The organism is Mucilaginibacter gotjawali, assembly GCF_002355435.1.
Lineage (GTDB): Bacteria > Bacteroidota > Bacteroidia > Sphingobacteriales > Sphingobacteriaceae > Mucilaginibacter > Mucilaginibacter gotjawali.
Window position 1 is genome coordinate 44,054 of sequence record NZ_AP017313.1, and the last position, 26,246, is coordinate 70,299.

Annotated in this window: 30 protein-coding genes; 27 read left to right on the top strand and 3 right to left on the bottom strand. The window is 41.7% G+C overall.

Translation table 11 applies throughout. The features are described from left to right. Positions 1-14: 14 nt before the first annotated feature. On the bottom strand, positions 15-239 hold the full coding sequence (locus MgSA37_RS00225; protein ID WP_096349277.1) for a helix-turn-helix domain-containing protein: 225 nt from the start codon (positions 237-239) through the stop codon (positions 15-17). Between the two features lie 246 nt (positions 240-485). Next, entirely contained in the window at positions 486-707 is a 222-nt protein-coding gene (locus MgSA37_RS00230; RefSeq protein WP_096349278.1) for a helix-turn-helix domain-containing protein, read from the bottom strand. 303 nt (positions 708-1,010) lie between these two features. Between MgSA37_RS00230 and MgSA37_RS00235 the strand changes: the two genes are divergently transcribed. From MgSA37_RS00235 to MgSA37_RS00310, 15 genes are all read left to right on the top strand, one after another. After that, on the top strand, positions 1,011-1,292 hold the full coding sequence (locus MgSA37_RS00235; protein ID WP_096349279.1) for a hypothetical protein: 282 nt from the start codon (positions 1,011-1,013) through the stop codon (positions 1,290-1,292). A gap of 114 nt (positions 1,293-1,406) precedes the next feature. Further along, positions 1,407-2,708, top strand: a complete 1,302-nt coding sequence (locus tag MgSA37_RS00240) for a TlpA family protein disulfide reductase (protein ID WP_096349280.1) — start codon at positions 1,407-1,409, stop codon at positions 2,706-2,708. A gap of 19 nt (positions 2,709-2,727) precedes the next feature. Continuing rightward, positions 2,728-5,802 (top strand): SusC/RagA family TonB-linked outer membrane protein, encoded by a 3,075-nt coding sequence (locus tag MgSA37_RS00245; RefSeq protein ID WP_096349281.1) that lies wholly within the window; start codon positions 2,728-2,730, stop codon positions 5,800-5,802. A gap of 10 nt (positions 5,803-5,812) precedes the next feature. Further along, on the top strand, positions 5,813-7,174 hold the full coding sequence (locus tag MgSA37_RS00250) for a RagB/SusD family nutrient uptake outer membrane protein (RefSeq protein ID WP_096349282.1): 1,362 nt from the start codon (positions 5,813-5,815) through the stop codon (positions 7,172-7,174). A gap of 614 nt (positions 7,175-7,788) precedes the next feature. Continuing rightward, entirely contained in the window at positions 7,789-8,319 is a 531-nt protein-coding gene (locus MgSA37_RS00260) for a carboxymuconolactone decarboxylase family protein (protein WP_096349284.1), read from the top strand. Positions 8,320-8,493: 174 nt separating this feature from the next. After that, positions 8,494-9,246, top strand: a complete 753-nt coding sequence (locus tag MgSA37_RS00265; RefSeq protein ID WP_157750361.1) for a cupin domain-containing protein — start codon at positions 8,494-8,496, stop codon at positions 9,244-9,246. Between the two features lie 97 nt (positions 9,247-9,343). Then, positions 9,344-10,333: a type I glyceraldehyde-3-phosphate dehydrogenase gene (locus MgSA37_RS00270; protein WP_096349286.1), complete on the top strand. Its 990-nt coding sequence runs from the start codon at positions 9,344-9,346 to the stop codon at positions 10,331-10,333. 45 nt (positions 10,334-10,378) lie between these two features. Beyond that, complete coding sequence (locus MgSA37_RS00275; RefSeq protein WP_096349287.1) at positions 10,379-10,852, top strand: DoxX family protein; 474 nt, start codon at positions 10,379-10,381, stop codon at positions 10,850-10,852. Between the two features lie 104 nt (positions 10,853-10,956). Continuing rightward, positions 10,957-11,802 (top strand): class I SAM-dependent methyltransferase, encoded by an 846-nt coding sequence (locus MgSA37_RS00280; protein ID WP_096349288.1) that lies wholly within the window; start codon positions 10,957-10,959, stop codon positions 11,800-11,802. A gap of 189 nt (positions 11,803-11,991) precedes the next feature. Continuing rightward, positions 11,992-12,927, top strand: a complete 936-nt coding sequence (locus MgSA37_RS00285; protein WP_096349289.1) for an alpha/beta fold hydrolase — start codon at positions 11,992-11,994, stop codon at positions 12,925-12,927. Positions 12,928-13,093: 166 nt separating this feature from the next. Next, positions 13,094-13,702, top strand: coding sequence for a DJ-1/PfpI family protein (locus MgSA37_RS00290; protein WP_096349290.1), 609 nt, complete (start codon positions 13,094-13,096; stop codon positions 13,700-13,702). An 88-nt stretch (positions 13,703-13,790) separates the two neighbouring features. Further along, a complete protein-coding gene (locus MgSA37_RS00295) occupies positions 13,791-14,351 on the top strand; it encodes an NADPH-dependent FMN reductase (protein ID WP_197706061.1) in 561 nt (186 codons plus the stop codon). 28 nt (positions 14,352-14,379) lie between these two features. Further along, the gene (locus tag MgSA37_RS00300; protein WP_096349291.1) at positions 14,380-14,958 is read left to right on the top strand and encodes a Crp/Fnr family transcriptional regulator; all 579 of its coding nucleotides are present in this window, start codon (positions 14,380-14,382) and stop codon (positions 14,956-14,958) included. A gap of 103 nt (positions 14,959-15,061) precedes the next feature. Then, on the top strand, positions 15,062-15,739 hold the full coding sequence (locus MgSA37_RS00305) for a peroxiredoxin-like family protein (protein ID WP_096349292.1): 678 nt from the start codon (positions 15,062-15,064) through the stop codon (positions 15,737-15,739). 7 nt (positions 15,740-15,746) lie between these two features. Continuing rightward, complete coding sequence (locus tag MgSA37_RS00310; protein WP_096349293.1) at positions 15,747-16,139, top strand: DoxX family protein; 393 nt, start codon at positions 15,747-15,749, stop codon at positions 16,137-16,139. Between the two features lie 244 nt (positions 16,140-16,383). Here MgSA37_RS00310 and MgSA37_RS00315 read toward each other — a convergent pair whose 3' ends face one another. Beyond that, on the bottom strand, positions 16,384-18,189 hold the full coding sequence (locus MgSA37_RS00315) for a sigma 54-interacting transcriptional regulator (RefSeq protein WP_197706062.1): 1,806 nt from the start codon (positions 18,187-18,189) through the stop codon (positions 16,384-16,386). Positions 18,190-18,508: 319 nt separating this feature from the next. Between MgSA37_RS00315 and MgSA37_RS00320 the strand changes: the two genes are divergently transcribed. The 12 genes from MgSA37_RS00320 to MgSA37_RS00370 all read left to right on the top strand — a co-directional run bounded on the left by MgSA37_RS00320 (position 18,509) and on the right by MgSA37_RS00370 (position 26,210). Then, positions 18,509-18,832 carry a thioredoxin family protein gene (locus MgSA37_RS00320; RefSeq protein ID WP_096349294.1) on the top strand — a complete coding sequence of 108 codons (324 nt, stop codon included), beginning with the start codon at positions 18,509-18,511 and terminating at the stop codon, positions 18,830-18,832. A gap of 116 nt (positions 18,833-18,948) precedes the next feature. Then, positions 18,949-19,335: a hypothetical protein gene (locus tag MgSA37_RS28665; RefSeq protein ID WP_197706063.1), complete on the top strand. Its 387-nt coding sequence runs from the start codon at positions 18,949-18,951 to the stop codon at positions 19,333-19,335. Between the two features lie 5 nt (positions 19,336-19,340). After that, complete coding sequence (locus MgSA37_RS28670) at positions 19,341-19,826, top strand: helix-turn-helix domain-containing protein (RefSeq protein ID WP_197706064.1); 486 nt, start codon at positions 19,341-19,343, stop codon at positions 19,824-19,826. Between the two features lie 112 nt (positions 19,827-19,938). Then, positions 19,939-20,574: a thioredoxin family protein gene (locus MgSA37_RS00330; RefSeq protein WP_096349295.1), complete on the top strand. Its 636-nt coding sequence runs from the start codon at positions 19,939-19,941 to the stop codon at positions 20,572-20,574. Between the two features lie 15 nt (positions 20,575-20,589). Then, a complete protein-coding gene (locus tag MgSA37_RS00335) occupies positions 20,590-21,000 on the top strand; it encodes a nuclear transport factor 2 family protein (protein WP_096349296.1) in 411 nt (136 codons plus the stop codon). A gap of 27 nt (positions 21,001-21,027) precedes the next feature. Continuing rightward, the gene (locus MgSA37_RS00340) at positions 21,028-21,660 is read left to right on the top strand and encodes a pyridoxamine 5'-phosphate oxidase family protein (RefSeq protein ID WP_096349297.1); all 633 of its coding nucleotides are present in this window, start codon (positions 21,028-21,030) and stop codon (positions 21,658-21,660) included. A 35-nt stretch (positions 21,661-21,695) separates the two neighbouring features. Continuing rightward, positions 21,696-22,958 carry a beta-ketoacyl-ACP synthase II gene (gene fabF, locus MgSA37_RS00345; RefSeq protein ID WP_096349298.1) on the top strand — a complete coding sequence of 421 codons (1,263 nt, stop codon included), beginning with the start codon at positions 21,696-21,698 and terminating at the stop codon, positions 22,956-22,958. A 78-nt stretch (positions 22,959-23,036) separates the two neighbouring features. Beyond that, positions 23,037-23,936: a helix-turn-helix domain-containing protein gene (locus MgSA37_RS00350; RefSeq protein WP_096349299.1), complete on the top strand. Its 900-nt coding sequence runs from the start codon at positions 23,037-23,039 to the stop codon at positions 23,934-23,936. Positions 23,937-24,015: 79 nt separating this feature from the next. Further along, positions 24,016-24,615, top strand: coding sequence for a sigma-70 family RNA polymerase sigma factor (locus tag MgSA37_RS00355; protein ID WP_096349300.1), 600 nt, complete (start codon positions 24,016-24,018; stop codon positions 24,613-24,615). Between the two features lie 344 nt (positions 24,616-24,959). Continuing rightward, the gene (locus MgSA37_RS29295) at positions 24,960-25,091 is read left to right on the top strand and encodes a hypothetical protein (protein WP_260146646.1); all 132 of its coding nucleotides are present in this window, start codon (positions 24,960-24,962) and stop codon (positions 25,089-25,091) included. Between the two features lie 3 nt (positions 25,092-25,094). Further along, positions 25,095-25,376 (top strand): hypothetical protein, encoded by a 282-nt coding sequence (locus MgSA37_RS00365; protein WP_096349302.1) that lies wholly within the window; start codon positions 25,095-25,097, stop codon positions 25,374-25,376. Between the two features lie 249 nt (positions 25,377-25,625). Then, a complete protein-coding gene (locus MgSA37_RS00370; RefSeq protein WP_096349303.1) occupies positions 25,626-26,210 on the top strand; it encodes a TetR/AcrR family transcriptional regulator in 585 nt (194 codons plus the stop codon). Positions 26,211-26,246 lie beyond the last annotated feature (36 nt).

Below are 26,246 nucleotides of genomic sequence, written 5' to 3' on the forward strand. Positions count from 1 at the left end.
AAAACTATTTTTTATTAAAAATCTATCAGTTCCTTCAAAGGAATATTTAAACCCTTCGCAAATTCAATCATAGTCAAAAAGGTCATATTTAACTCCCCTTTTTCATATTTCTTAACATCAGCATAATCAATATCGCAATACTGCGCAAATTTCCTGTACGAGAGGTTTTGTTTTTTACGGAGCGCGAGCAGGTGTTTCCCAAATTGAATTAAATGCTCTTTTTGTTTTTCGCTTGCCATCCGCAAAGATTTCTGCAACGAAAATTGTCTTTTTGAGAGTCAAAAGTGTGGGTATATATACCCACACTATGCTATATTTGTTAATCTATTCTTGGAGAACTTAACTATGAAGATTAAACCGGATGATAGTGCAAAAAGTACTGATAAAAGAAATGCCAGAAGACGAAAGGTAATATATTATACGATAGCTTTAATCGTTCTTTGGGGATTTGTATACTTCGCGGCGCATTTTAAAATTATTAAATTTTAAAAATCCAACAACTCCTTCGCCTCAATTCCCAGCCCTTTTGCCAATTCAAAGATTGTAGATAGTTGAATATTTGTTTTTCCATTTTCAATCTTCGAAATCTGGCTGTCATCCAGATCGCAATTAGCTGCTAACGCTCTTAAAGAAAGACCCTTCGCGTCTCTTATCTTCTTTAGATTGTCTCCAAAGCGTTCTTGTAAGTCTTTAAAGTTATTTTTCAATTAATTTTAAAATAATCTCGTTGAAGTTCTTTTAATATATTTAAATTTTTGCGGATTTATCATACCGCATTTGTGAAAAAAGATTATATTTGTTTTGCGATACTTCAATCAATAAGAAGCATTCGCTTTTATCTCGACTTAGAAACCTGAGAAATTTCAATCCCGCGAGATGATAAGTGATATGCCCACGCCATAGGTGTGGGCTCGCTTATCGTGGGTGGGCCTCTCAGGTGCCCTAAGTCGGTAAGTTGAGTCCACGCCTATGGCGTTTTTGCGCTGGCCGGCTTACCAATTAGCAATAGTATGGAAGCGGCAATTATAAAACACAATTTCACGTCTGAATTATCTTTAAAAAAGATGATGGATGCCTTTTTTCAGGCAAATACACCGGATTCTGCCCGCGAATTTTTTTGGAAGGTATTTCAGTGCTGGGTAACACGCGACTGCAATATTAAAGCAGATCTGTCCGATGAAGAAGTAGCCCTGTTCTTCGATCAGTTAATCGACCTCGTGGCCGCGGCTTATATAGTACACGAGGCGAACAGGGTTTCACAAACCAGGCAGGAAGGAATGGAACATGAGTAATTACCCTGTCCAATCCTGGCTGCTACTGATCTCACCTCCTGAGTGATTTTATCCTTCGGCTGAGCGAATTCCCGCCCGGCCGCTAAATCAATTTATTAATTAAAACAAACTAAAATGAAGCTAAAAATATGCTTAATGGCACTGCTATGCCTTTTTTTCCGGGCAAGCGGCCATAATATAAATAACAATCACTTCCTTAAAATAGGCGATCATGTGCCTGATATAACCATTCAGAATATGCTCTTTAATAGCTCCCGCAGTGTAAAAATATCGGACTATAAGGGAAAAATCCTGGTGCTCGATTTTTGGGCTACGTGGTGCAGCTCATGTATCTCTCATTTCCCTGAAATGTATGCCCTGCAGAAAAAAATACCAGATCAGTTACAAATACTACTGGTGAATTGCAAATCTACCAGGGACAGCGAAACAAACATTAAGGCGTTTTTTGAAAAGCGAAAAGCCTACTATCATTTTCCGACGGTGGTTATGGATACCGCCCTGGAAGCGATGTTTCCGCATCATTCAATTCCGCACTATGTGTGGATTAAAGACAATGTTTTGATTGCGGTTACCTATGCAGATGAACTGAATGAGGCCAACGTAATAAAGGCGCTGAGCGAACCGAAAGTTCATTTACCTGAAAAGACCTTCATACCTTATGATCTGTCGAGGCCCTACTTTAACAGCAGTGACAGTTCGGGTTCCGCTGACTATTTGTATAGGTCTTATTTGGGAATATACAAGGACGGCCTTCATGCCATCTCTGGCTTTTCTTTCGTGAATGACACCTTAATAAACCGGATCGATGTCATGAATGCCTCCCGGATCCAGCTGATCAAATTTGCGTTTCCCGCATTCGCTGAATTTAAGTCAGACCGGATCATTCTCAATGTTGCCCGCAAAACAGATTTTTCTGCCGACAGTTCATCAACAGCTTGGCGTTCCAGGAATTGTTTTTGCTATGAATCATCATTTCCGCCATGTGAAAGAAGCCTTGCACTTTCCATAATGCAGGGCGATATCCGGAAATATTTGCGGGTAAAAATTGACACGGTGGAGGCGGAGCAGGGCTGTCATATTTTAAGCGTGGCAGATCGAAACAGGCTAGTCCATATTCCTCCCAATACCCATCCCGAAACCAATATCAACGAACACACCGGCGCAGCTGTTTATTTTATTAATAGCAGCCTGCATGCTTTCATGCTCAAAATGGAAGATATCTACCGCGTGCTGTTCATCGATGAAACTGCCGGTATCGAACGGGTTAGCCTGAATTTGCCTCCGGATCTTTTGGATGAAAAATCATTGTCGGAAAGCCTTTACAAACAAGGTTTCAAATTAACAAAGGGAAAAAGAAAAATCAAATTACTGGTAATCTCTGATGATATATCCAAAGCAGGTTGCCTGAATCAGTAAACCATTTAAAATCAATTTTATGAAAATCCTGTACATCATACTTTTTATCATAAGTCCCCTAACGGCGTTTTGTCAAACCGTGACAGGCAACGTTCAGGACCAGGAGGGGAAACCCCTTGCTGGTATCACGGTATCCGTGAAAGACACGAAAATTGCGACTGCCACAAATGAAAAAGGGCAGTTCAGGCTGGTTGTGGAAGATCCTGCCGCTGTCATTCGTTTTACTTCAGAAAATATGGAAACGCATGAGATCAGACTTGCCGGTCAGAAAGCACTCACAGTAGTGCTGAAGCAAAAAACAAACAGTCTTGATGAGGTTCATATCATTGCTTACGGAACAAGTACGCAAAGAAATACTGTTGGCTCAATCACCAAAGTTTCAGGGGCGGATATCAGTGCACAACCCGTTACCAATCCGCTGGCCGGGCTGGAAGGCAGAGTACCCGGCATGGTGGTTTCGTCCACAAGCGGGATTCCGGGGGCGTCGTTCACCTTGCAGATCAGGGGACAGAATGCTGTAAATCCAAGTCTTTCCGGAAATATCGTCGCACCGCTTAGTCAGCCGCTATTTATAATCGACGGCGTTCCCTATGCTCCGCAAAACGGAAATATCAATCAATTTCCGTCGCTGGCCTCGCCGGGGTCAAATAATGTCTATAATAACAAGTACGGGGGAATAAGTCCTTTTGACGGCATAAATCCTTCGGACATCGAAAGCGTAGAGGTTTTGCGGGATGCCGATGCTACGGCGATCTACGGGTCAAGGGGCGGAAACGGGGTGATCATCATCACGACCAAAAAAGGACAGGCAGGTAAAACGCAGTTCAACCTTAACATCGTTGATGGAGAAAGCGTTGTCGGGCATACCATGCCTATGATGAATACCTCACAATATCTCGCCATGCGAAAACAGGCTTTTGCGAATGATGGGCTTACGCCCAATAACATTCAGTATGACCAGGCCTATGCACCGGACCTAACCCTATTTGATACCACCCGCAATACAGACTGGAAAAAGTACTTCTTTGGCAATACGGCGCATAACCTGAATGTGAATTCATCCCTTTCGGGAGGTACGGCAAACACCCAGTTTCGGTTAGGGGCCGGTTTTAACCGTGATACCTATATTTTTCCTGGAGACTACGCGGACAGCAGGGCAAGTTTTTCAGCCAATGTGCACCATATTTCCGACAACAAAAGACTAACGGTCGATTTTACCGCCACTTATTCATACGAGAAAAACAACTCATCAGGAAACCCCAACCTTTTGCTCGCCTATACCCTGGAACCAGATTACCCGTCCCTGCTGGACAGCAAGGGCAACCTGGTTTGGAATTATAATGGTGTCCCGCTTGACGGCGCACCGGGCGGATGGAACGCACTTTCCTACCTGAAGGAACTGTACACTATTCAAAATACATCCCTGAACAGTAATTTACTGATCGGATATAAGATCATAGATGGACTTACTTTCAGAACAAGCCTCGGCTACAGCACCTATAACAGTCAGGAATATTACGGAGATCCCGTTGCTGCTCAAAACCCGGAGTACAGTCCGGTCGCCAGTACACGCTTCGGTAACAATAACTTTATGACATGGATCCTGGAGCCGCAGTTAGAATACAAACGCACCTTTAAAAAGGCTTCTTTTAACCTCCTTATTGGCGGAACAATTCAAAAGAATACCAATTATCAGACCGAAACAGATGGAAGCGGTTATGTAAACGATGTGCTGATACAATCAATATCCGGTTCACCTGTGCAGTACGCGACGGATTCCTATTCCGAATATAAGTATATCGCTGCCTTCGGAAGATTTAACTTCAAATGGGATGGTAAATACATAGTCGACATCACAGGAAACCGGGACGGTTCCAGCCGTTTTGGCCCGAACAAACAGTTTGGCAACTTCGGTTCTGTCGGTGGTGCCTGGCTTTTTAACGAAGAGAACTTTTTTAAAAACAAGTTCAGTTTTATTACCTATGGCAAGCTAAGGGTAAGCTACGGTATTACCGGGAGTGACCAGATCGCCAACTACCAGTTTCTGTCACGATGGAATCCCACCACCTACAACTATGGCGGCAATATCGGTTATACACCCCAAAATCTCTACAACCCGGATTTTAGCTGGGCAACCACCCGGAAACTGGAATTTGGTCTGGAACTTGGCTTCGTACAGGACAGGATATTATTGAATTCTACGTGGTATCGGAATCGTTCCGGGAACCAGCTCGTGACCTATAATCTTCCGGCGCAGACGGGCTTCAGCAGCGTCCTGGAAAATGAAAACGCCGTAGTTCAGAATACAGGTTTTGAATTTACATTACAGTCCACGATTTTAAAGACCAAAGCCCTAACATGGACGAGCGCTTTCAATATTACGTTTCCGAAAAATAAGCTTTTATCATTTCCGGGGCTGGCAGAGTCGAGCTATTCCACAACCTACAGGATAGGCCAGCCCATCTCAATTGTGAATGTTTACCGTTATGCAGGCGTAAATCCGGGTACGGGTTATTTTCAGTTTTACAACGCATCCGGCCAGATTACTGAAGATCCTGTTCAACGCGGAGGCGGTAGCCTAAACGATCAGAACTACGCCGTAAACCTTGACCCGAAGTTTTATGGCGGATGGCAAAACAGTTTCAGCTACAAGCAATTTCAGCTGAACATCTTTCTGGAATACAGGAAACAAACAGGCGTAAATTATCTGCAGTCGGTTTACAGCTATCTGCCGGGTAATGAATTCAACCAGCCGGTTGCCTTACTGAATGCATGGAGCAAACCGGGCCAGGTTACAAATTTTGAAATGCTATCCTCCCAGTATTCACAGGCAGCAAATGAAGCTAATTATTTCCTGCAGTCCAGCGGCATCTATAGTGATGCATCGTACCTGCGGTTAAAAACACTTTCATTCTCTTATTCACTGCCGCAACCGGTCGTGAAGAAGTTAAATCTCCAGAATATTCGTTTCTACGTTTCCGCACAAAACCTGTTTACTATAACAAATTATAAAGGCAACGACCCTGAAACACAAAATTTCTATGGTGTCCCGCCTTTAAAGACAATTGTCTGTGGTCTTCAACTTACCTTTTAAATCATTGATCATGAAAACAATAAAAAATAACCTCTTTTTAATTTTCTTTACGTTCATGGCGCTCTCTTCCTGCAAGAAATTTGTTGAAGTAAGCCAGCCAAAAAACCAAATCACTACATCACAGGTATTTGCCGATAGCACTGATGCTAATGCCGCAATCATTGACGTTTACATCAATATGATGACTAGTGCCATGGGCTATGATTCGGGTGGCCTGACCGTATTTACCGGTTTGTCAGTTGATGAACTCTACCAGACTTCAAACAATGCAGTATATAATCAATTTTACGTCAACAACATTAGTTCAACCAATTCAACCAATAACGGCTTATGGATTAGTGCTTATGGTTATATCTACACACTGAATGCCTGTATAGAAGGCATTACGGCGAGCAAAGGAATACAGCCTTCTGCGAAAGCGCAGCTAATTGCTGAGGCAAGATTTGTACGGGCCTTTCAATATTTTTACTTGGTTAATTTATATGGAGGGGTGCCTGTCGTGACAAGTACCGACTATAATGTCACCCGTTTAACCGGCAGGTCATCCACAGACCTGGTTTATAACCAGATCATTGCGGACCTGCAATATGCGGAATCCAACCTGAATAATTCTGCAGCGTTTGAGCGCCCGACTCCCTACGCAGCGAGTGCACTTTTAGCCAAAGTTTATTTATATACAGGTAAAAGCGGTTTGGCAGAGACGGAGGCTTCAAAAGTGATCAACTCAGGCATCTTCAATCTTGAACCGGATTTAAATAGTGTTTTTTTGGGGTCCAGCGCTGAAACGATCTGGAAACTGCTGCCGGTTGCACCCAATACGGCTACTTTTGAAGGGCTGTTTTTTGTACCTTCTTCACGCAGCGCAACACCAAGGTATGTGCTAGCCCCGTCACTTTTTAGTTCCTTTGAAACGGGGGATCAACGCATGATCAACTGGGTCCAGGTGAATACAATAGCAGGAAAAGCTTATCCATATCCGTATAAATACAAACAGGGAACCACATCATCCCCAAATGAAGATTATGTGATACTCCGTTTAGCAGATCAATATCTGATCAGGGCCGAAGCAGAAGTTACTCAGGATAAGCTAACCGCTGCGGTTGCTGACCTCAATGTGATCCGGAACAGAGCCGGACTGCCAAATGCTACAGCCTCAGATCATGCTTCCATAGTAGCGGCAATTCAGCGGGAACGACGGTCAGAGTTTTTTTGTGAATGGGGGAACCGCTGGTTTGATTTAAAAAGATGGAATCTTTCGGGTTCGGCTTTAAGCGCCGTGAAAAGTAGTTTGACAGCTAATGCTTTAGTATATCCTGTTCCCATCCAGCAAATTACAGCTAATCCGGACTTGAGGCAAAATCCGGGGTATTGAGCAAAAAAACAAGAGGAAGCTTTTACTTAAGCCTCCTCTTGTTATCATTTATAAGGACTGTACAATTCCTAAGAGTTAAATACAAGCTAATTAAAGCAGCGGCAATTTTACAAAAGAAGTGCGCAAGCAATGCATTTGCAGGAGCCTGATCTTGTCGGCACATTGGAAAGTATTTAAGACTTATACAAAGCTTTCCAAAATGTGAGGAGCGTTCCAGTAAAGTTAGAGCCTCTTTTGCTTCCTCAAAGACGTATGTTTTTCCTATTATCGGATGAATACTATTTATTTCAAAGGCATTATTCATCCTATGAAACATTTCCTTTGACCCTACATTGACGCCTTTCAGCTAAAAATAGTTGTGCACCATTAACTTGCACCATCCGTAGAGCCGGTACCCGTACTGAACTCTCTAAACGCTGATTCAGCTTGCATCACCTCAGTTCCTAATATTTTCTTATAAAATTGCTCACAGATGTTCTTGTCGTTTTAATCTTTTTCAATACCGTTTTCCTCCACGGAAAAATTCTCCATTTGTTTACCCCGTTTATCCATTTTTTCGGATTTTTTGATGCTACACCTTTGTATTGTCAATAAGGACATAAAAAAATATAAATATGAAAGATTTCAAAGTTCCAACCAGAGAAGAAGTAACGCCGGAAAACCAGGCTATTTTTGATACGCTTCAAAAAGCATTGGGTTTCGTGCCAAATTTATATGCTACCATTGCATACTCAGCCAACGGGTTAGGTAAATACCTTGCATACCAGGGCGCAAAAACAAGCTTAAGCAACAAAGAAAAAGAAGCGGTTAACCTGATCGTAAGCCAAGTGAATGGCTGTGTCTATTGCCAGAGCGCACATACACTTATCGGTAAAATGAACGGTTTCACCGAAGACGAACTTCTTGATATTCGCAGGGGCAAAGCGGCAAACCCACGTTTAAACGCGCTGGTAAAATTAGCAGAGAGCATTACAGCAAGCCGCGGAAACGCAAAACCAAGCGCAGTAGAAGAATTTTTCGCGCAAGGCTTCACCAATGAGAACCTGGTCGACCTGATCCTGCAGATCAGTGATAAAGTTGCGATGAATTATCTTCATAATTTAACGCAAATACCGGTTGATTTTCCTTTAGCTCCCGCAATTTAAAAACGTTGTCCGGTCGGATACTCATTGGCGGCGCCTTTCACCTGTTTACAAAATCAGCAGGTGGGGCAGCCGCTGATTAGTTTGCAATATTCCTGAAATATTTTGGCAGTAAGCGGCTGGGATCGAATACATCTAATAATGTTAAGCAAAAAGCATCAACCCAATATCAAAATTATGAAAACATTCAGAACACCCGTCCTATGTGCATTATTATTGGTTTTAACCTATCAAACCAGGGCACAGGCCAACCGCGATAATGTGCCTGTAAATTACCTTAAAATAAGCATAAAGCAGTTGCTGTCAAAGCAAAAGCATAGCGGTAAAGACAGCATCACCTTTTTATCCGAGGCCACGATGACCGGAAAACTGATCCGCATCAATAAAAATAAAGAATTTGCCGATGTATCCATGTTTAACCTGATATATTACGTTATCGAGGGAAAAGGTAAACTTAAAACAGGGAACAATGAATGCGATCTGGATAAAGGTTCGGTCGTGTTTGTTCCGCGTAATATCAAGAGTTCATTTGAGGATGTAACAGTTCCCCTCAATATAATTGAACTTATTTCATTGGAAGATAAAAGCAAGGGGGACTCTGCCAGCACCAGTTTCTCTTTGGATCATCTCAGCGCCGCAAAACTGCCCGGAAAAAATGTATTCAAGGTATTTATAAATAACCAATCTATGCTATCGGGCTTGTATTTGCTGCCTGAACAGCTTAAAGGCGATAGTACGATCTATACCCACCGATTCGACGAAATCAATCTGATCACCAGTGGTTCAGGCAAATTCCAGGCAGGTAACAAAAACCTGAAAATCAAACCCGGCGATATCGTATATGTAAGAAGAGGTGCCGGACACAAATTTAACTCCCTGAAACAAGACATGGAGATCCTCATATTTTTCGAAAAAAGATCGGTACAGTGACCGCGTCTCCTCTAAAATATCTTCGCTGAAATAACATCAAAGTTTTTAACATGCCCAAATACAAAGGGGGCTTTTTTACATCGATACATACAATAAAATGAAAAGAATAGCAATTAACGGATTTGGCCGGATCGGCCGGGCCGCATTAAAAATAATTATGAACACACCGGGATTGAAACTGGTAGCTGTTAACGATTTGATGACATTAGAGAATGCCGCGTATTTATTGAAATATGACAGTATATATGGAAAGTATGAAACCGATGTAACCGTAAATTCGGAACATCTGCAGGTCGGGGAACAAAAGATAGTCTTTTTTTCCGAAAAAGACCCCGCTCAATTGGCCTGGGGAAAATTAAACATTGACGTGGTTATTGAAAGTACAGGATTGTTCACAAACAGAGAAGATGCAGAAAAACACATTTATGCAGGGGCTAAAACGGTGGTCATAACAGGGCCGACAAAAAGTAAAGACACTCCAACTGTTGTTTATGGTGTAAATTCGGAAGACGGACACACCAGCATATTCAGTTGCGGCAGCTGCACTACCAATAACATTGGACCGGTTGTGGAGATCCTGGAGAGAAGATTGGGTATAAATAAAGCCATATTAAACACCACCCATGCCTATACAGCCTCACAAATGTTGGTTGATTCTCCTTCAAAAAAGGAGCCGAGAATGGGTCGCGCGGCTGGCGTAAACCTTGCACCTGCCGCCACCGGTGCTGCAGTAGCGGTAACCAAAGTACTCCCCAAATTTGAGGGAAAGTTCGACGGGATAGCTGTTCGCACACCAGTGCCGGTTGGATCCATATCAGATATTACTTTTATTGCATCAAGAAATACCACTGCCGAAGAAATCAATGCCATTTTAATAGAAGAAGCCAAAACGGAAAGGTACAAGCTGGTACTTAGTGTAACAGATGAACCCTTGGTTTCTTCAGATATTATAAAGAGCCCTTTTGCGTCTATCGTCGATCTTGAGATGACACGGGTAGTTGACGGAGACCTGGTAAAAGTCATGGCCTGGTATGATAATGAATGGGGATTCACGAATCAAATGATCCGCCAGATTAATGAATTATAAACTGGGGCCTCAATAACATTAAGGACAATCATTAAAATTAAAAGGATGAATCAACTAATTTTTAGAAACAATAATGATTGGACGGGTGTGATCACCCGTCTGACTTTGGGATTAATTTTATTTCCACATGGCGCCCAGAAGGCACTTGGTTTGTTCGGTGGCTATGGCTTTAACGGGACAATGGGATTTTTCACAGGAACCTTGCACCTTCCATGGCTAATTGGTTTCCTGGTAATTGTTATTGAATTCGTTGGATCAATTGCAATTGTTGCAGGTGCCGGTAGCAGGATTTGGTCAGCACTAACGATCATTTTAATGATCGGTATCATTTTTACATCCCATATTCAAAACGGTTTTTTCATGAACTGGCTGGGTAACCAAAAAGGCGAAGGGTTTGAATATCATCTATTGGTGATCGGGCTTGCCCTTGCAATATTCGTAAATGGTAGCGGCAAATATTGCATGGACCAACTCTTTTTAAAAGGAACGCATAAGCTAACCGGCGTTTCCCGCAAATAATTTCAGGGCTGGATCGGGCATAAGAACAAGTGTATAAATTGCCAGAAAATCAGTACATTACACGACCGTAATTATACTTTCAACCCATTAACCTCCAATTAAAGATGGCAACGCAATTTGAATTAATCCGTCAGCAGCAGAAAGACTCCTGGAATAAGATATCATCCGGCTGGAAAAAATGGGACGGGATGACGATGGATTTCTTAAAACCTATGGGCGACGAGATCATCCGGGTCCTGCAACCATCCGGTGGAGACATCGTGCTTGATATCGCTGCGGGAACCGGGGAACCGGGTTTGACCATCGCGCAGATGCTTAACGGGGGCAAAGTTTATATTACCGACATCGCCGAGAAAATGGTAGAGATCTCCCGTGAAAATGCGCTACGCAGAGGAATTGATAACGTGGAAGCCCTCACCTGCGATGTCAGTGAACTCCCTTTTCCGGACAATACCTTTGATGCGATCAGTTGCCGTTTTGGGTTCATGTTTTTCCCTGACATGGAATTAGCGGCCAGGGAGATGAACCGCGTTTTAAAACCCGGCGGAAGAATGGCTACTTCCGTATGGAATGTGTCGGAAAAGAATTTTTGGGTTACAGCAATAATGGGTAGCATTAATAAAAACATTCAAATGCCATCACCTGTTCCGGGTGCTCCAGGTATGTTCCGATGTGCGGCAGATGGTTTCATGACAGACTTGCTCCTAAAGACGGGTTTTAAGAATATCTCAGAAACTGAAATATACGGTAAATTGGATTGTGGGAATGCGGAAGGGTACTGGAATTTCATGAACGAAGTTGCTGGCCCGGTTGCCGCTGCCTTAAGCAATGTCGATAACGATATTAAAGTAAAAATAAAAGCTGAGGTCATTCACTCGATCGATCAAAAATACCCTGAGGGCAGCACGATGGTTGATTCAAATGCCTTTATTATTTATGCTGAAAAATAGTTACAGTACCCGCCCGGGGATATGTTGGATTTGCAAATATTTTTTCGGTGATTTATCCATGCAAATAGCTATTAAACAATATTTTATAAAAAAAATCATCCATCTCTTTGCGTCGTTTATCCATTTTTAAGGATAGTAAACTACCGCATCTTTGACTTGTCAATAAAGACATAATTTAAAAAAACAAAGATGAAAAAGCTTACTAAATTATTTGCAATAACAGCATTGTTATTTGCGTCTGTCGCATCCTTCGCACAGGTATCCTACAAGAGCATTAAAGTAGACGGATTGAACATCGCCTACCGCGAAGCCGGCGACCCGGCAAGTCCCAAATTGGTTTTGTTACACGGCTTTCCTGCCGGCTCACATCAATACCGCGATCTGATCATATCGCTTTCTGATAAATTCCACGTAATATCACCGGACTACCCCGGATTTGGTTTGAGCGACATCCCTGACCCGGCCACTTATAATTATACTTTTGAAGGCATTTCTCAAATTGTTGAACATTTCCTGAAACTAAAAGGATTCGACCATTACGGCTTATTTGCCCAGGATTATGGCGGCCCGGTTGGTTTTAGAATTGTTGGACGTAACCCAAAAGCGCTTGATTGGCTGATCATTCAAAATACCAACGCATACGAAGTTGGCTTTACCGCAGCCTGGGATGGTTTCCGTGGAGCATTATGGAAAAACAGATCGGCAGAAACAGAAAAACCATTGGCCGCATTTTTAACTCACGACGCAATTAAAAGCATTTATTTATTCGGCGCGAAAAATCCGGAGCTAATCAGCCCCGATAACTGGGAATCCGATTATGCTTTTATGCAAAGACCAAATGCCGTTCGTGTTAATTTAAATTTGTTTTACGATTATCGTACTAACGTAGAATTGTATCCGGTATGGCAAGAATTCCTGCGCAAAAACCAACCAAAAACGATCATCTTCTGGGGGCAGAAAGATATTTTCTTTACGCCAGCCGGTGGAGAAGCGTTTTTAAAGGATCTCCCTAAAGCGGAAATGCACCGCCTTGATGCCGGCCATTTCGCAGTTGAAGATAACCTCGACTATATTTCTAAAGAAATTCACCGGTTTTACACCGAAAAGGTTGCTGAAAAAATGTAATATTCAATGATTCAGAACGAAAGATAAGGCCGGAAGATACCCCCCGGTTTTATCTTTCTGAGTTCACAGCAGGAATGATTGATTTCTATCCGGCAAAAAAGCCATAAGATAGCGAATCAGCATTTTAAGTAACACGGCCCTAAAAGGATTAAATAAAAATTAAGAAATGACAGTATCGGTTCTAATGTTCGATAACTTCGAAACACTTGACGTGTTCGGCCCTGTAGAAATATTCGCAAGGCACAAAGAACACTATCAGGTTTTGTTCTGTTCCCTTTCAGGTGGCCTGATCACCAACGATCATGGGGTTTCCATCATGACAGAATGTTTGTCTGCCATAAAAGAAGAAATTGATATTTTCCTGATTCCCGGCGGTTATGGAACGAGGGTAGAAGTTGATAACCTATTACTGATCAATGAAGTCCGCCGAATATCAAAATTGAGCACCTATGTTCTGACCGTATGTACCGGAACCTCATTACTTGCTAAAACAGGCCTACTGGATGCTAAATATGCTACAACCAATAAAAGAGCTTATGATTGGGTATTAACGCAGGGCCCAAATGTAAAATGGATAAAAAAGGCCCGCTGGGTAGTCGATGATAAATACTTTACATCGTCCGGCGTAAGTGCCGGCATGGACATGACACTGGGCTTTATCAGCGAACGACAAGGTGTCGAATTCGCGAGAAAACTGGCTTATACCATCGAATACAATTGGGTGGAAGATAAGGACGAAGATCGGTTTTTTGAAGAATATAAGATCAGCTCCTAAATTTTGAACCTCCTGTTTTTTAATGCAATAAATTAAGAAACGTTTATTCGGCCACCCAAAAAGCTTATGTGGCCAGTAACAAATCATTATGGAAAACAACAAACCGATAAACATTTTAGCAATAGCCGGAAGTTTAACTTCGACATCGTCCAATCTGAATATTTTGAAAGCAATTGCCAAAATAGCCCCACCAAATGTTGTGATCGTTATCTTTCAGGGGCTTGACAAATTACCGCATTTCAACCCTGAAATAAAAGATCCGATACCAACGGTCACTCGCTTTAAACAAATGGTAAAAGACGCCGATGGCGTGATCTTTTCTACCCCGGAATATGCTTTCGGCGTACCCGGCGTTTTAAAAAATGCGTTAGACTGGCTGGTCTTTACCGGGGAGTTAAACGAAAAGCCGGTAGCCGCAATCAGTGCATCTCCGCTTTATTCTGGGGGAGATAAGGCATTAGCCTCGCTATTGCTCACCCTATCCGCTCTGGGAACCAATATGGGTGCAAATTCCTCCTTAAGCATCGCTGATATTAAAAACAAAATGAGTGGTTCGGGAGAGATCACAGATAATGAAACAACACCGGCATTACGGGCCGTATTAACCGACCTAATAACGCGGATCGTGCTGGGTTCTCCCTTGATCTGAATAGCTATAAAAAATATACTTTTATGCCATGGATGATTTTGAGCTGATTAAAAAGCATTTTGCAAAATATATTGAACTAACCAGTGACGAAGAAGCCCGGTTGATCTCCTTTTTTAAAGTGAAAAATATCAGGAAAAAGCAAATGATCGTTCAACCTGATTTTACCTGTAAGTACAGGACCTATATCGTTAAAGGTGCGATGAGGGCGTACCTGGCCGATGACAAGGGGCAAACGCATACGATCGCTTTTGCCATCGAAGATTGGTGGATCAGTGACTTTAACAGCTACATTAATCAAGTCCCCGCAACATTGTTTGTTGAAGCATTGGAAGACACCAGGGTCATCCAGATCGATTACCATTCCGAACAGCTTTTAATGGACACGATCCCCAAATTTGAACGTTTTTTTAGAATTGCCGCCCAACAGTCGTTTGCCTTTCTTCAAAAAAGAATGTTATCTAATTTAAGTAAGACTGCTGAGGAAAGATATGATGAATTTTTTCAAAAATACCCTGCCATTGTAAACCGTGTACCGCAATACACGCTGGCTTCATACCTCGGCTTTACGACGGAATTCCTCAGTAAAATAAGAAGCAGGAAGAAATAAAGTTGAACCAGTTCAACTTTATTTCCTAATCCAATTCATTTTTTCCCTTTCATGATCATCGCATTTTTGTGTTGTCAATATCGACGCATTAAAATAATAAACGATGTCAAAATCACATGAAGTGCCTGTTTACGAACAGGAAAAAATTCAATTGCAGGCAGATCTCGCCGCAATGATCCCTAAAGAATCCTTAGCCGTATTTAATGACGATGCCGACCAATTAGGTTTGGATTACGTGTCTGCGCTGAAATTATCAGTTGGCGACCAAGCTCCGTTATTTCAACTTCCAAACGCGGTAAATAAAATAGTTGCGTTGCAGGATCTGCTCAATGAAGGTCCGGTAGTAATTACTTTTTACAGGGGTAACTGGTGTCCTTATTGTAATCTGGTCTTAAATGCTTACCAAAGAATCCTGCCCGAAATAAAAGCATTAGGAGCTAATTTTATGGCCATTTCATCGCAGAACCCTGATAGCTCTTTAGATATGCAGACCAAACATTCGCTGGAATTTGAAGTACTGAGCGACAGCGGAAATCAAGTGGCGAAGCAATTTACGACGATCATTCAAAACGCTGTTGAAGCTGTGGATGAAGCACAAAAACTGGGCGTGGATTTTTACAGTTTTTATGATGACCAGTCAAGGGAGGTGCCCGTGCCCGCTGTTTTTATACTTGATAAAAATGGAAAGGTTCTTTTCGCTAAATCGGAGGGCGGTGATTACCGGCTCAGAGTGGAACCGTCTGAAATTTTGAACGCCCTAAAAGTAACCCTTAACAAATAAACTAAAGATGAAACTTAAAAAGATCACAACAAGCATCCTCGTATGGCTACCTGCATTACTATTGGTGTTCAGTGCTATTGCAAAATTTGCCGGGGCTGCCGTCATTGTTAATAACCTCACAAAAGCTGGAATCATCCCTTATTTCCCATTACCATTATTGGGCGTACTTGAACTCACCTGTGTAGTTTTATATTTAATTCCGGCAACCTGGAGAATTGGTTTTTTCTTATTATGCGGATACCTTGGTGGTGCGGGCGCAATAGAGATTTCGCAACACCTGATGCCAACGGCATTTATTTTGCTGACTTTAGTTTGGCTCGGTACTTTTCTTAAAGACAGCTCAATTTTTAAAAGAAGGGCATTAATTTCGTCAATTGGCGTAAATAATGGAAACAGTTAAAATATCCTTTCACAGCCTGAACTCCCCCGGCAAATGCCTTATGAATTATTTCAGGTTCAAATCAGCCTGGCGATGATCCAATAATTCGTAATTTGGAAGCTATATGCAATTATTACGGCAGTGCCGGCTTTAAAATTTAATAGCTGGTTTTGTTAGTGATATTTGCATACCGCTATAACTCCGCGAATCGTTAGCCTTTACACCATGAGGATAAAACTGATCCCGGCCAGAATAGGTTGGGATCTCAGTTCTCCCGCTTAATCTCAAGCTTTTTCATCCTCGATTCAAGGGTATTGGGGTTTAAACCCAATATCTTAGCTGCACCTTTTTCTCCGCTTACTTTCCAGTTCGTTTTGTTCAGTATATTGATGATATGCTCTTTTTCTACCTCATCCATCTTAAGCAGGGCCGTTCTTTTGTTTTCATCGCCGGCAGCTGTTTTTACAACAGGCACCCAGCTGCCATATTCAAGGGTGTCGCCGCTTGAAAGGATCAATGCTCTTTCAATGATGTTTTCCAATTCCCTGATATTGCCAGGCCAGTTATACTCCATCAGTGCGTCTATGACTTTGTCCGGGATGTTTTTGATCTCACGGCCCATTTTACTTTCGTATTTCCTCACGAAGTGTTTGACAAGTAAAGGGATATCTTCTTTACGGCTACGTAAAGGCGGAGAAAAAACGGGGAAAACGTTGAGGCGATAAAACAGGTCTTCCCTGAACTCTTTTTTCTCTATTGCTTCTTCCAGGTTACGGTTGGTCGCTGCGATCACCCGCACGTCTACTTTAATAGTTTTAGGGCTACCAAGCCTTTCAAACTCACCCTCCTGTAAAACCCTTAACAATTTCGCCTGCAATCCCATGGGCAGTTCACCTACTTCATCCAAAAAAATAGTGCCGCCGTCCGCAAGTTCAAAGCGGCCGATCTTTCTTTCCATAGCACCCGTAAAAGCCCCCCTCTCATGCCCAAAAAGCTCGCTTTCAATTAATTCAGCATGTAAATTGGCGCAATTGATTTTTATCAGGGGTCGTTTGCTCCTTTTGCTGATATTGTGGACCGCCCTTGCCAGCAACTCTTTGCCTGTACCACTTTCTCCTAAAATAAGAACAGCTGCATCTGTAGATGCCACCCGTTCAATTTGCTGTAATATTTTATGGAATTTTTTGTTAATACTTACAATTTCTTCAAAATTGTGGTTCAACTTTATTTCTTCCTGGAGATATTGATTTTGCGCCCGAAGCTTAGCCTGTTCCTGCTCGATGAGAAAACGATCTGTTATATCTAAGAACATCGTCCGGGTAAACTGCCCGGACTTATCCGGATTAGACCACCATTGTATCCATATCGGAGCACCGTTATCCTGCCGGCGCAGTTCCAAAACGACACCACTGGTATCAGTGCCTCGTCCTATCGATTCAAAAGCTTCTTTCATGCGTTTTTGCGCATCAGGAGTGTCTGGTGCCATTTTTTGGCCGTACATATAAGGGACCTGATCGGGGCGCACACCCAGTATCCTTAATGCTGCGCGGTTGGCCTTAATAAAACGGGAATCGAGGCCTTCATGTACGTATGCAATCGGGGCTTCTTCAAAAAGATCACGGAACCGCTCTTCACTCTCTTTTAATAAAACCTGCAATTGCGTATTTCCAAGTTTTAATTGATTCTCCGCAAGTTTACGTTCACTTATATCCCTAACAAACATGCAGATAATTTCGCGGTCTTTATAAAACAAATAATGGCACGAAACCTCAACTTCATAGAGATTGCATTTCTTATGTTTATGCTTTGACTCGAAATTCAGTACCTTTTGCGATTTTAATTTTTCCCTAAAAAAAGCAAAGTTTCCGAAAACGTCAGAAGTATCAATATCTGTCACGTTCATTGCCAGGAATTCTTCTTTTGAATAACCTAACATTTGGGACGCGGTGTCGTTTACATTTAGAATATTCCCGTTAATATCTGCCCAGAAAACCGCCTCATACAAATTATGAAACGTATAATGACACAGTCCGGGGTCTTTGTCCAAGTCCAAATCGCTTTCATTTACCATCAGGAGTTATTAATTAGGAAAAATCTTTATTTATAAAGCTAAGTAAAAAACGGATATCATCGCCACACCAAATAACTTTTGATAAACCGGGTTTTATGGATGATTTTCCCGAACAAAATTACTCTTATCCTTTTGGATATTTCCCGAAATAAAGTGAATCTTACTAAATATCAACAACTGCTCTCCTGGCGGATATCTCTACGATTAGCTCAAAGTACTATAAATTACCTTCTCAGATAATGCAAAGCAGGTTAATTTCTGCAAACAGATTACGGCAGTGTTTTTGGCTATAAGAATTGTGCCAAACAGATGAACAATAATGATAAAAATAATAGACAAGACGAATTTCAGGAAAAAGGTATTAAACGGTTCCGGTTTGCAAATTGCAAGATTTTGCGCAGAATGGAGTGGCCCATGTCAGATGATGGGCCCCATTTATCAGGAGATGTTCGACCATTACAGCAGCAGGGCTTCATTTTACAAAATTGATGTGGACGAAGCGCCTTTTTTGAAAAATCAATTGGGTGTAATCGAACTGCCAACCCTGTTTTTTTACAAAAACGGAAAGGTGATCGAAATCGTAACTGGAATGACCACACGGGAATTTCTGATTGAAAAAATTGAAAAGGCATTAAATCATTAAAATTATTGACGTGAAATTCGGTTACCTGGGCTTAACATCCAATTCCATTAAAAATGGATTGACATAGAGATATCAGGTAATAAACTAAAATGAGATTATAATTAATAAGAATCATCATGATTAATCAGTCAGACTTAACATTAATTAACCATCAAACCGGCGAGTTTGCATTGAAACTAACATCATTTGAAGACAATAATCCCTTTAAAGATATTCAATGCCAAGACTGCTTCACATTTATTTGGATCAAGGATGGTTTGGGAAAAGTTAATGCTGATTTTAATGAATATGATTTTGAAGCAGGCAGCCTATTCAATTTCTCACGTAACCAACCTTATAAATTAACAGCTGAAGTTCCTGTTAAGGGCATAGCTATTTATTTCCACTTTGATTTTTTTACATATATAGGCATCAGCGGGAGCTGCAGTTCAACGAGGTGCTTGATAACCATCTATACCCCTCTCCATTTACCAGGGTTGATAATAAAGAATCCGGCGTTTTAAAAATATTGTTTAAACAAATTGAAGCTGAGATGCAAAACAGCGAACTGGCGCAACATGAATTACTGGTTTCTTATTTGAAAATATTTTTAATAGCTGTATCCAGATTAAAACAGGAACAGCAATCAAAAAATACCCGGTTGACAAAATCAGCAAAAGAGCCGTTTATTCTCCAAAAACTAAAAACAGCTATTGAAGAAAATTTCAGAACCAAACACTCTTCAGGTGACTATGCCGAATTACTGCATACGTCCCCTAAAGTTTTGGCAAAAATCACCAAAACGCATTTTAATAAAACTCCTTCCTGTTTGATCAATGAGAGGATAATTACCGAGGCTAAGAGAAAATTACATACACAATGTAAAAAGGTAAAAGAAATAGCCTATGAGCTTGGTTTTGAAGATGAATATTATTTCAGCCGTTTCTTTAAATTAAATACAGGAGTTACGCCGCAAATATTCAGGGAGCAGGTAGGATACCGGCGAGCAGGATAGACTGGATTGAGGAAAAATTGTCCATCGGTTTGCGCCTTTCCTCCATTTTTCGAGGGCTTTTTTTGCACCACCTTTATATTATTAAAAGAATATAGCATTAAACACATCAGATATGATAATGGCCACAAAAATGTTAAAGCCTGAGAGCGCAGATTATGCGGCATATCTCAAAAAAGGCATCGCCTATCATCAATATAAGCTGCAAATGGCTGAGGACCTGGTCTCAAATCCTGATGCTAAACTTAAAGATTACATCAACATCAACCTGCACCGTATGCAAAGGGTTGAAAAAACATTTGACATATCATCAGCATTGTCTGGCCAGATCGCGAACCTGAAATTTAAAATTAATTGGCTGGTATTAACCGAGCATTGGTGCGGCGATGCATCTCAAACGCTTTCAGTTTTTAACAAGGTCGCTGACGCAAGCAATGGCCGAATTACCATGAAAATGCTGTATCGCGATCAAAACCCGGAGCTGATGGATGTCTATTTAACAAACGAAACACGGTCCATTCCGATGCTTATACAATTAGATGAAAATATGAATGTAACCGGCACCTGGGGGCCGCGGCCGTTAGCCGCGCAAACCCTGGTAAAGCAATTAAGGTCAAATTCAGCAACTGCCGCAAACTATACAACTGAGCTGCATCTATGGTATGCAAAGGACAAACAAAAGTCACTCGAAGCAGAAATTTCAAAACTAATATTCCGGGCCAACTTAAGTCGCTCCGGTTCTTTATCATAAATAAAAAACTATAACATGGAACAGAAACATCCGCTACCGCCATTTACAATGGAAACCGCATTGCAAAAAGTTCAACTCGCAGAAGATGCATGGAACAGCAAGGATCCTGAAAGGGTTTGCCTGGCCTATACTATAGATACTGAATGGCGTAACCGGACCGACTTCGTTAATGGACGCGAGACGGTAAAGGAATTTTTAAAACATAAGTGGGAAAGGGAATTGAATTACAAACTGAAGAAGGAACTCTGGGGTTTTCGTGAAAACCGCATGGCTGTGCGGTTTGAATATGAATACCAGACTATCGATGGGCAATGGTTCCGGGCTTATGGAAATGAAAATTGGGAGTTTGATGAAAACGGTCTAATGGCGAGGAGATACGCCAGTATTAATGATTTAGCGATCAGCGAGTCTGACAGAAGATTATAATTAACGGAGACCCTAACGTAGATCAGCATGGCCAGGAATTTTGGTGAAATAGCATATTCGGCTCCTGTGAAGGAAATGCAGGAAAAGCTGGGCAGCAGAGCAGCTTATGCCAGGATGGAACGGGATACCTATTTAGATGGATTAACACCCGTAGAGGCGGATTTTATTGCCCGGCGCGACAGTTTTTACATGGCCAGTTTCGGGGAAAATAGCTTCCCATATATCCAGCATCGCGGAGGGCCGAAAGGGTTTTTGAAAGTATTGGATCCAAAACGTTTAGGGTTTATTGATTTCAAAGGGAATATGCAGTATATCACTGTTGGCAATATGGCAACAAATAATAATGTCGCGCTTATCCTGGTAGACTACCCTGCAAAAGCCCGGTTAAAAATTTATGCCAGGGCTGAAATATTGGAATTTAAGGATAACCATGCATTGTACAGGCAACTCGATCTTGATGATTATAAGTTTAAGCCCGAGCGCATGATGGTATTCAATGTGGAAGCCTATGACTGGAACTGCCCCCAACATATCACACCAAAATACACCGCCGAAGAAATCGAACAGGCGTTTGCACCACAGCGTAATCAAATAGAACAGCTGGAAGCAGAAATAGCAAGGTTAAAAAATGAGCTGGAACACGCTAAAGGCGGTAAATAATAATTAAGACTGCAGGCACTTATTAAACAGTTGAAATGATAAAAGAATTAAAAAGGGTGGTAATAACTGGGATGGGGGCGATAACCCCTCTGGGAAATACTGTGAATGAATTCTGGAATAATATTATTGCAGGCCGTAGTGGAGTCCGATTAATTACGAAGTTCGACTCGACACATTTCAAGACAAAGATTGCAGCAGAAGTAAAAGATTTCAATGCAACAGATTATTTTGAAAGGAACGAGGCAAGGAAGTACGACCTCTTCACTCAATATGCCATAGCTGCCGCTGACGAGGCTATAAACAACGCCGGTATCAACTTTGAAATGCTTAATAAAAACAAGATCGGTGTTATCTGGGGCTCGGGAAACGGGGGTATTCAAACCTTTCAGGACCAGGTGGAGGAATTTGTTAAAGGGAACAGGCAGCCAAGGTTTAATCCCTATTTTATCCCTAAAATTATCGCCGACATTCCATCGGGAGCTATTTCCATAAGGTATGGCTTGCGGGGGCTTAATTTTTCGACCGTATCTGCCTGCGCCTCGTCAAATAATGCCATCATCGATGCCTGCAATTACATCCGTTTAGGAAAGGCGGATATGATTATCACCGGAGGCTCCGAAGCACCCATTAACGAAAGCTCCATTGGCGGGTTTAACGCCTCAAAAGCACTGTCGACGAATAATGAAGACCCCAAAGGCGCGTCCATGCCTTTTGATGTAAAACGGGACGGCTTTGTATTGGGTGAAGGTGCCGGGGCTTTGATCGTTGAAAGCCTTGAATGTGCGATAAAGAGAGGAGCTACTATTTTAGCTGAGATAGTTGGTACAGGTATGGCCGCAGATGCCTATCATTTAACGGGAACACATCCTGATGGCGAAGGAGCTTATCTGGGTATGTTAGATGGCCTGGAGGATGCTGGGATCGGCGCCTCTGAAATTGATTATATCAATGCGCACGCTACCTCCACCCACATGGGGGATGAAAGTGAATTAAAAGCAATTTCCAGGGTATTTGGACAAAGGCCGGACATGAATATTGGCGCTACTAAATCAATGACAGGCCATTTACTTGGTGCGGCGGGTGTTATTGAAACAATTATTTGTGTTAAAGCCATTAGGGAGAGCCGGATACCCCCTACCATCAATACAAGTGAGGTTGAGCACGAATATTCGGACAAGTTTAATTTCACCCTCGGTAAAACTCAAGAAAAAGTTGTCAGGTATGCAATGAATAACACATTTGGTTTTGGCGGACATATCGCAACGCTAATTCTAAAAAAATACGAAAACGATAATTAGGCCCGGAAACAAAGTTATCGGTTAAAACCAGACTAAAATAATTTATACAAGCCCGTAAAAACTTTAAACAATTTGACCATGCTAAATCAATCAGTGTTCACCCTCATAAACCCGCAAAACAGTAAACTCGCCCTGAGGCATTTAACAATTGAAGACGACTGTTTTCTCAGGGGAATACAGCGTAACGATTTCTTTTCCCTTATTTGGATAGTTAAGGGTACCGGGACGGTCGATACAAACTTTGACAAGAATGATTTCGGGGATAATACCTTCTTTGCGTTCGCGCCCTATCAACCATTCTCTTTCTCTTTCGATGGAAAAATAACCGGTTTTGCCATTTATTTCCACCCTGATTTCTTCTGCATTCATAAACATGATAAGGAAGTCGAATCAAACGGGGTATTGTTCAATAATGTTTACAGTAAACCGTTCGTCAATGTAGACGAGAATCTGACAATAACATTAAGTATGTTATTTGATCAGATTAAAGAGGAAATGCAAAACTCCGCGCTGGCGCAACATGATGTTCTTGTTTCCTACCTGAAAATAATCCTCATCACTGCATCCAGATTAAAACTAAAACAAACGCCCCAATCAACAGTGATGGCGACGGCAAATAAGGATCTCTTTACGCTTCAAAAATTAAAGAACGCTATTGAAGAGAATTTCAAAATAAAGCACTCGCCGAGTGATTACACCAAACTGCTTAATATCTCTGCCAAAACGCTGGCAAGTATTGCAAAAGCAAACTTTAACAGATCACTTTCTACGCTAATAAATGAACGGATCATCATTGAAGCAAAAAGAGAATTATACGTAACGGATAAGGCTGTAAAATTAATTGCCTACGAACTGGGGTATAAGGACGAATATTATTTCAGCCGGTTTTTTAAAATAAATACGAGCGTTTCACCGCAATATTATCGGGATACGGTAGGATTTGCCAAAGGGGTACAGCCGCAGTCGTCCCTTAACTGAGTACCGTTAGGTTTCCTGATCATTTCAGGGTCACGAAATTAACCGGCTGGATTTTTATCAATATTTAATAAAGAAAGGTATGCAAAACTTAGAGACCATCAGTACCCCAATCAGTAATAGATGTAGCCTTGAGCCTCAATATTGGGTTGAGCGACATGCGGACTTTATGTACAATTATGCCCTTGTCAGGATTAATGACAGTGATCTGGCACAGGACCTTGTGCAGGAAACATTCCTTGCGGCGCTGGAGCGGACCAGTACTTTCGAGGGGAGAAGCTCGGAAAGGACCTGGCTTGTCTCCATCCTGAAAAATAAGATCTTCGACGTTTACAGGAGGAGGTCCTCAGGCCTTATCATCCGGATGTCCGCAAAAATGCCATCGGAGGCAGAGGACTTCTTTAATCCGGTCGATGGGCGCTGGAATAAGACAGATCAACCGGTCTATCTGAGTTTTGAAGAAAATGACCCGCTTAGGGAAAAGGAATTCAACCAGGTCCTGGAAAAATGTATGCTGAAATTGCCGGAGCTTTGGCTGGCTGTTTTCCGGATGAAGCATATAGATGACCAGTCTACCCAGATCATTTGCAATGAACTGCGGGTTACGCCTTCAAACTATTGGGTGATCATTCACCGGGCCAAGCTTAATCTTCGCGCCTGTCTTCAAAAAAACTGGAATTAATGCAAACCGGATATGGGCGTAAAGATCAGTAACAGGTGCGAAAAAATAACACTATTGTTAGAAAAAGGCCGGTTTGAAAAAATAACCTACAACGAAAAATTGGCACTGGGAATTCATTTGATCCAGTGCCGGGCTTGCAGGCAATATCGAAAAGACAGCCGCTATCTTAATAAAGCGATGGCACAATGTTTTAAAACATCAAAAATTAGTCCGGCAAAACTAAATGCCATTTTTAAAGACAGTTTAGCGGAACAAATCAGATCAAGATCAGGAAATTAAAAAAATAAGTATAAAGGCAGGCGGAAATTTAAACGGATAAAAGCATTCATTAAATCAACATCAGGATGAAAAAAATCACAAAAACGATCACCCGGATCAGGGAAAAAGAGGATGTTTCTTTTGTTGTTTTTATCAGCCTTATAGTTGGCGACGTCCTGCTTCATTTTTTTTTATTTATTACCAATTTTAATTTTTAGGCGATGTTGCACCAACAAAATAAAACCGATATTATCATCGACCTGCAGCATAAGGGATACGACCACGATTTTATTTTTAACAATAAAGATATCCGTTGTTTGCAATATAACCGGGTGATCCTTGCGGACGATTTTGATATTATAGAAATCCACCACTGCAAGGTCAATCCAGGCAGCAAAACGCGTTCGGCGATCTATGCGATCCAACTCAATAACGATGATCTCAAAGGGATTCTGATGAGTGAAAGTAAACTTTTCGATAATAAAGTAAATATTGGTCATTAAACACCCTGAACCAGGGGCGGCTTTCCAAATTGAACTTGATCCATTCATCCTCGAGATATTCATTTACCATTTCTGCCAAGACCCTGCATTTACAGGTAGTACCGGTCCTGCGGACCTTGCCTGCAAACACAAAACGCTTAAAGACTTATACAAAGCGTTCCATAATGCGACGAGCGTTCCGGGAAAGTTAAAATTCTTTTTTGTCCCCGAAAGATGTAGTTTTGTAGCGCTTACTCCAGAACACCAAATATGGCTCGTCCGCAAATTTTCAATGAAGATATCGTAATCGAAAAGGCCCTGGATGTTTTTTGGCAGAAAGGGTTTGGCGGCGCATCCACCAGAGACCTGATCGATGCCGCCGGGATAAGCAATGGCAGTTTCTTTAATAGTTTTGGCGATAAAAAAACACTTTATCTAAAATGCCTGCAGAAATACGACACTGTTTATATCACTGCCCTGGAAAACCTGCTTATAGTGCCCTTAAAGTTCAAAGAAAAAATTAAATCTGTTTTGCTGGAAGCTACTAAAAAAGCTGCCGGTAAAGACACCTACGAAGGCTGTTTCTTTTTTAACACATCGATTGACAGTAGTGTAGACGATGCCGCCATCCTGGGCCTAGCCGACGCAATCCATCAACGGGTCGAAAAGGCCTTCGTTTCAGCGGTCGATATGGCCAAAGAAGCCGGCGAAATTTCAAAAGATATTAAAAGTATCCAATTAGCCCAGTATCTTTTTAATATCGTCAACGGTCTGCGCGCCTTGCTACTCAATTCCCCTCATCAATCCACGATCGATAACATTATCAACACCACACTGGACCTGCTGCCCTCCTGATCGTCATTTAAGTGTAATACAATAAATATTTTAGAG